The organism is Mycobacterium sp. TH-M116, assembly GCF_057473685.1.
Window position 1 is genome coordinate 22,845 of the sequence record NZ_JBYCLC010000298.1, and the last position, 6,000, is coordinate 28,844.

5 protein-coding genes and 2 pseudogenes are annotated in these 6,000 nt (G+C 61.6%); 2 read left to right on the forward strand and 5 right to left on the reverse strand.

Translation table 11 applies throughout. From position 1 onward, the window contains the following. Positions 1-43: 43 nt before the first annotated feature. From AC2VOK_RS15580 to AC2VOK_RS15600, 5 genes and pseudogenes are all read right to left on the reverse strand, one after another. Positions 44-715, reverse strand: coding sequence for a hypothetical protein (locus tag AC2VOK_RS15580; RefSeq protein WP_428901289.1), 672 nt, complete (start codon positions 713-715; stop codon positions 44-46). Next, positions 712-1,800, reverse strand: a complete 1,089-nt coding sequence (locus AC2VOK_RS15585) for a hypothetical protein (RefSeq protein WP_428901290.1) — start codon at positions 1,798-1,800, stop codon at positions 712-714. Before AC2VOK_RS15585 ends, AC2VOK_RS15580 begins: the two co-directional genes overlap by 4 nt. Positions 1,801-1,857: 57 nt before the next feature. Beyond that, entirely contained in the window at positions 1,858-2,253 is a 396-nt protein-coding gene (locus tag AC2VOK_RS15590) for a hypothetical protein (protein ID WP_428901291.1), read from the reverse strand. Between the two features lie 8 nt (positions 2,254-2,261). Then, positions 2,262-2,498: a helix-turn-helix domain-containing protein gene (locus AC2VOK_RS15595; protein ID WP_428901292.1), complete on the reverse strand. Its 237-nt coding sequence runs from the start codon at positions 2,496-2,498 to the stop codon at positions 2,262-2,264. Positions 2,499-2,698: 200 nt separating this feature from the next. Next, positions 2,699-5,332 (reverse strand): annotated as a pseudogene (locus tag AC2VOK_RS15600) (type ISP restriction/modification enzyme); the annotation flags it as partial. 180 nt (positions 5,333-5,512) lie between these two features. Here AC2VOK_RS15600 and AC2VOK_RS15605 point away from each other — a divergent pair. Both AC2VOK_RS15605 and AC2VOK_RS15610 read left to right on the forward strand, forming a co-directional pair. Next, positions 5,513-5,677, forward strand: a pseudogene (locus tag AC2VOK_RS15605) (hypothetical protein); the annotation flags it as partial. Positions 5,678-5,746: 69 nt separating this feature from the next. Next, positions 5,747-6,000, forward strand: a 254-nt coding sequence (locus AC2VOK_RS15610; protein WP_428901298.1) for a helix-turn-helix domain-containing protein, incomplete at its 3' end; no start/stop codon positions are given.

The window sequence follows — 6,000 nt, forward strand, 5'->3', positions numbered from 1 at the left end:
CGCGTCGCGCCCCACCCGTCGCGCGTTCACGGTTCGCCATCGGTCAATGCTCCTTCGGGATGCAGCGCTTGACGTGTGCGATGCTCATATCAGAATCGCTGAAGTTGTTGTAGCCCTTCTGAAATGCCGTCAGGGCTTCGTCACCGGCGTAGGCGTACATGCCCGTGTGAGTGAAGTCCTGACTCGCATCGGCAAGGGGTACGCCTTTACCGGCTACGTACATACCGGACAGACAGTCCGCCGCCAGTTCGTGCGCGTAGACGCTGCGGTCGTGCTGACCGAGCTGCGCCTCGACGGTGTGCCCTACTTCATGTGCGATGACTTCACCAACGACATAACGGTGACCTGATGCCTCAGCTTCCAAGCCCTCAGCGTCATATAGGACAACGCCAGCGCAATTGGCTGCGTTGCCCTTCGTAGGCTCTCCATGTGGGCACGTGAATGGAGCAGTTTCTTCTTTCGCCATAGCGCCAGTAGTGATTTCATACATACCCCAGAACCGATTCAAGTCCTCGATGAAGAACTGCACTTCCTCACCGATGTTGTGCACCACAGGCGTGTCCGGTGTGCTAGGCGGGGCAGGGACGTTTGAAGCGTCCGTCTGCATGTGCTTCGCCGTCGCAGACGCGGCGACGGGCTGCCCGTCCACCGCGCGGTCGCATCCAGACAGCGCCAGCGCCAGCGCTGCGAGAGCCGTTGTGGCGTAACGTGTCATTTCCATTCCGGGGGTCTGTTATCGTCGCCGAACTTCGGCTCCTCGGCGGTGTCCCGTCCAAGGAGTCCGCCCTCCACGGACTCCCGCACAGAATCGTGCCCGTGCTGCTTCGGGTCCGCGCTCTTGATGTCAGGGCGAGGCTTGGGCTTGCCGCCGCCGCCCGCACCACCCGCGCCGCTTCCCATCGGACCCCCCATCATGCCGCCCTGCTGCGGCTGTGATGGGGGCGCTTGACCCGCTCCGCCGCCTACGGCTGGGCGATTGATACCCGAGACATCCGCGCGGGTGTGCATACCGTGCGCGGTCGTGCCACGGTCGAGGGCTGCGCCCGCCGCAACGCCCGCCGCCGCGCCGTCAGCGCCTGCGCCCGACAGGTCGGTCTTCAAGCCGTCCAGCGGGTCTTTGCCGTCGTCCTTCTTGCGGTCGCGGGGCGAACCCGCCCCGGCCATCGACGGCATGGCGGGATAGCCGCCGCCCGCACCGCCGCCCTGCGGCATCTGCGGCGGTGCCATCATCGGCTGCTGCGTCATCGGTGGCATGGCGGGCTGTCCAGTAAGCATGGGCTTGAGCGCGGTGCCGCCATCGTCCGCGCCCGACAGGGAAGTGCCTGGGTCGGGTGCGGGCGTGGGCGTGAGGTCGGGCATTACCAAAGGCAGAGGAACATTGGTGCCTCCGCTACCTCCTTCACCGAAGGACGGCAGGGCTGGCATCTCTACCCCGTCCAGTGCACCTTCCGTGGGTTCCGTCGCCTGGCGGTGGCGTTCTTTCGCCTCGTCGTGCTGCTTTTTCGCCGCCGCCGCGTCCTGAACCGTGTGCGCCCGCTGTTCGCCCTGTGGAAGAGAGCGGGCGTGGTCTGCTAGGCGTTGAATCTCTTGCACACTAGGGGATTTCGCGAACTCAACATCCGCCGCGTGTTGCACGTCGCACGCCTGTTTGACCTCATGGCACACAGTTTGCAAACCCTGGAGGGCTTGCTGATACTGCGCAAGTTTGGCGTTCAGAGCGTCGAACGTCTTGCCGCTTCCCTCATCGAGCTGCTGGAAACGGACAGTTCCCAAACCGTCCCCGAGGTCAGCGTACGCCACCGACGCGGTGTGGAACGCGAATTGTCCACTGCTACTTGGCATAGTTTGGGTGCCCTCCTAGATTGATTGGACCGGAAGCTTGGACATGGACTGTTTGCTCTCGTCCTCGGTGGTGTCGTGGTTCTCGGCAATCCACATGAGCGCCGCCGCGTCGCTGTTGAGCTGTGTGATGAGCTTGTTGATTTGCTCGCTGAATTTCCCGCCAACACGTTCCACCCCGGACACCGCACCGAGGTAGATGGGGGCGGGATCGTGAGTTTCGGTGAACGCTGACGCTTCCCGTTCAGCGGTCGCGCTGAGGGTGATGGCTGCCCTCGCGTTGGGACGCAACGACTCGGCGTGCTGTTGTAATTCCCGCGCGGCGGCGCGAAGCACTTCAGAGTCAACGTCGATGACCCCGAGTTGGCTCTGCAATTTCTTGCCCGCGTCGGCGTTGGGCTTGGGGGCGGTCATTTCCCGCCCTACTCCTTCTCCACTTTCGTCAGCCAACTCCAGACGGTTCGCTCGACCACACCTAGCTCCCGAGCGATCCGGCTGCATGGATATGCACGAACACGATGAAGCTCTCGTGCCACTTCGGCGCGCTCATCCCACGCCGAACGGAACGCCGCGCGGTGGTGATTCACCTGTTCATGGACCTGAGCCAGCCGTTCGGCGAGGGCTTGGGTGTCCTCGTCCAGGGTCGTCAACTTGAGCATGGTTATACGCTATCACGAATAGTTACACATCACAATTGCCACGGCGTGCGTCGAGGCTGGTCTGCCGGGTTTGGCGGTTTGCTGTTAACGACGTGTCAACGTGCGCAGAAGATGGGTTTCCTTAACAGGGGTGGAAGCGGGTTACGGAAATGGGAGCGAGGCATCAGGATGGCACCTCGTCTGACAGGTGACTGTTGTGGTCAGGGCAGGCTGTCCACGATCCTCATGGTCTCCACCGCGACGGTCGTGACTTTCTTGATGAGGTCCACGATGTAGGTCGGGTCGCCGTGCTCGTCGCACCAGTCGTTGGGGTTGTTGACGATGCCTGAGTCCTTATCGGTGTGGACTTGGTAGCGGTCGATGATCCAGCCCAGCGCCGACCGCGACCCGAGCAGGTAGCGTTCGGCATCCTCGGGGATGCCCGCGATGGTGACGTTCGGGTTGTAGATGATCGCGGTGTGGTCGGTCTTCGACTTCCACTTCATCTTCTCGACCCGCCAGGTCTCACGGTCAGTTTCGTTGACGCCGTTCTTGATCTGCACGTCCAGCGAGTACGGTGCGGCGGTCTCGTAGTCGGCGTGCAAAACCAGAAGCTGCCGCCCCGCCGAGGCGAACGTGTCAAAGTCGTCGCGTGACTTCGGTGTCGGGATACGCGGCAGCATCTTTTTCAGGTCGGCGGCGTACTCGGTCCGGTAACTCGGTGAGTGCAGCAACCCGTACACGAACTCGAAGATGTCGTCTTTGGTGATGTCGTCGCCCAGCGCCGCGCGGTACAGGTTGTGGATGGCGTCGGTGATGTTGTCGATACAGCGGTAACCCCACTCATCGACCTCGCCCCCGCCCGTTGAGATGTCCAACTTCCCGTCGTCGGCTTCAACCTTCTCGTAAGTGAAGCGCGGGAAGAACTGACCGTTCTGCCCCGCCCCAAGCATTTGTACGTCGGGAAGCTCTCGTGTTGCCAGTAGTGAGAACTCTGCTGTCCCACCGACGCCAATGGCGTAGAAGCCGATGTTGCGGTGGTTGGGTGTAGGGAACATCGCCGGAAGTTTCGACCGCTCGTGGTTCAGGTATTTGTCGAAGTAAACGTGCTCGGTATCGAATGGTCTATAGGTTCCGACCAGATAACCGCTCTCTGACACGCGAACATTGGTGTTCTTTGCGAGGTGAGTTCTCAAGCTTCTAGACCACTTGATGCGGGATGGGTCCGATGCGCCTGGCGTGGCGGCGAGGAATCGGGTGACGGCTGCTTCGTCGCGTTTGGTGATGCCGTGGTCATTGCAGTAGTTCTGGAAAGGTTCTTTGAGGCTGTTGTAGTTGTCGATGAGGCGCTGAACGGAGTTCTTCACCGTCGCGGCGGAGTAGCTGTACACCCAGGCGTCGCGGTTGGTCTGAAGCCCGGCAGAGAACGTCTGGAACACGACGGTCTGCCCGGTTTTCGCCTTCTTGTCTCCGATGGCAGGGTAGGTGCCGTAGTTTTCGTCGCGCTGGTTGATCCAGTCGCCGTGCTTGTTCGGCGTGATGGTCTGCCAGCCCACGGCGTTGAGGTCGTCGGTGTCGAGAATGCGGAGTTTGTCGTCGCGGGACAGGTAGTCACCGATGTCACGGTAGTGAAGGGTGCACGGCGCGTTCGATGTTGGGTCTTTGACCCCGACGAAGATGGCGATGGTTGCTTGTGAGCCCGCACCAAAAATCTGACCGCCCTCGTTTCTCCAGTTGGGGCTTCGCATGTTGCCGCGCAGGTTGTAGACGTAGATGTGGGAGTAGTCGTTGGCGAGGGATAACCGCATCCCATCGGCGGTGTTGCTGTTGAGCCAGCCGCCGTTGGACACGAACGCGACGATGCCCTGATCGCCGATTCGGTTGGTCGCCCAACGGAACGCGCGGATGTAGGAGTCATAGAGGCTGTTCTTGTTGGTTGCGGTCGAGCGTTTGACGTAGGTGTTTTCAATCCATTTGTCGAGGCTGGGGTATTTGATGTTGGCGTTGTTGTCGTTGGCGCTGCCTTGCCCGACCGAGTACGGGGGATTCGCCACGATCACATCAATTTTGGTGCTCAACTGCGTGGCGATGCGCTTGTTGTTCTGCGGGAACATCTCGTTGTCCATGGTGTCGTCGGACTCGTGAATCTGGAAGGTGTCGGCAAGGACGATGCCGGGGAACGGCTCGTAGTCGTCGGCTGCGGTTTTGCCCATCAGGGCGTGGTAGGTGGACTCGATGTTCACCGCCGCGATGTAGTAGGCGAGCAGCATGATCTCGTTGGCGTGCAGCTCAGTGCCGTACTTGCGGGCAAGGTCTTTCGGCGTGACCAAACCCGTCTGCATCAAACGAGTCAGAAACGTTCCCGTGCCGACGAACGGGTCGATGACGTGCACATTCTCATCGGTCAGCCCCTTGCCGAAGTGTTCGCGTGACACGGTGTCAGCGGCGTGCAAAATCCAATCCACAACCTGCACAGGGGTGTAGACGATGCCCAGCGCCTCAGCCTGTTTGGCGAATCCGATCTTGAAGAATCGTTCATAGAGGTCTGCGATGACTTGCTGCTTGCCCTCGGCGCTGGTGACCTCGGAGGCGCGGATGCGAACCGAGTCGTAGAACTTCTCCAGGTCGCTGGTTTCTGATTCCAGACCGCTGCCACCGAGTGTGTCCACCATCCGCTGCATGGTCCGCGATACCGGGTTACGCGAAGCGAAGTCGTGTTCGGAGAACAACGCATCGAACACCGGCTTGGTGATGAGATGCTGCGCCAACATGCCCACCGCGTCGGCTTCGGTGATGGCGTCATTGAGGTTGTCGCGCAATCCCTTCAGGAAGCGCTCGAACTCTTTGACGACTTTCTTGTGGCTCTTCTGCCGTAGTCGTGGGTCTGTGACCAGGGGGCTTGTGGCCCAACGCCGTGTCCTGCTTACGTTTTGGACTGTTATCGGGTTCAAGACGAAGGAGGGTGTACGGCGTTGGGTAAATCCAGGGTATTCGCGACGGTCCTCGGTGGCCAGGACATGGTCATCGAAGACGTGATGATCGAGGCCGAGACCTCGCGCGGAAAACAGCCGGTGACCAGCGAGGTGCTGGTGTTTGAGGTGCGGCCCAAGGCGAACCAGGCCAGCCGGTGCTCGCGGTGCCGCAAACGCTGTGCGGGCTATGACGGCGGGGACGGGATCAGGCGCTGGCGCACCCTGGATCTGGGGACGACGAAGGCCTATCTGCAGGCCGCAGCGCCGCGGGTAGCCTGCCCCGAGCATGGAGTGGTGGTGGCCCACCTGCCCTGGGCGCGGCCCGGGGCCCGTCACACCTGGGCGTTTGAGGACACAGCCGCGTGGTTGACCGCGCACGCCGCGATCAGTGTGGTCGCGGTGTTTTTGCGGGTGGCCTGGCGCACCATCGCCGCGATCGTGGGCCGGGTGGTCGCCGATGGCCGCGACACCAACGACCTGCTGGCCGGGTTGACCCGCATCGGCATCGACGAGATCGCCTACCGCAAAGGCCACCGCTATGTAACCTGCGT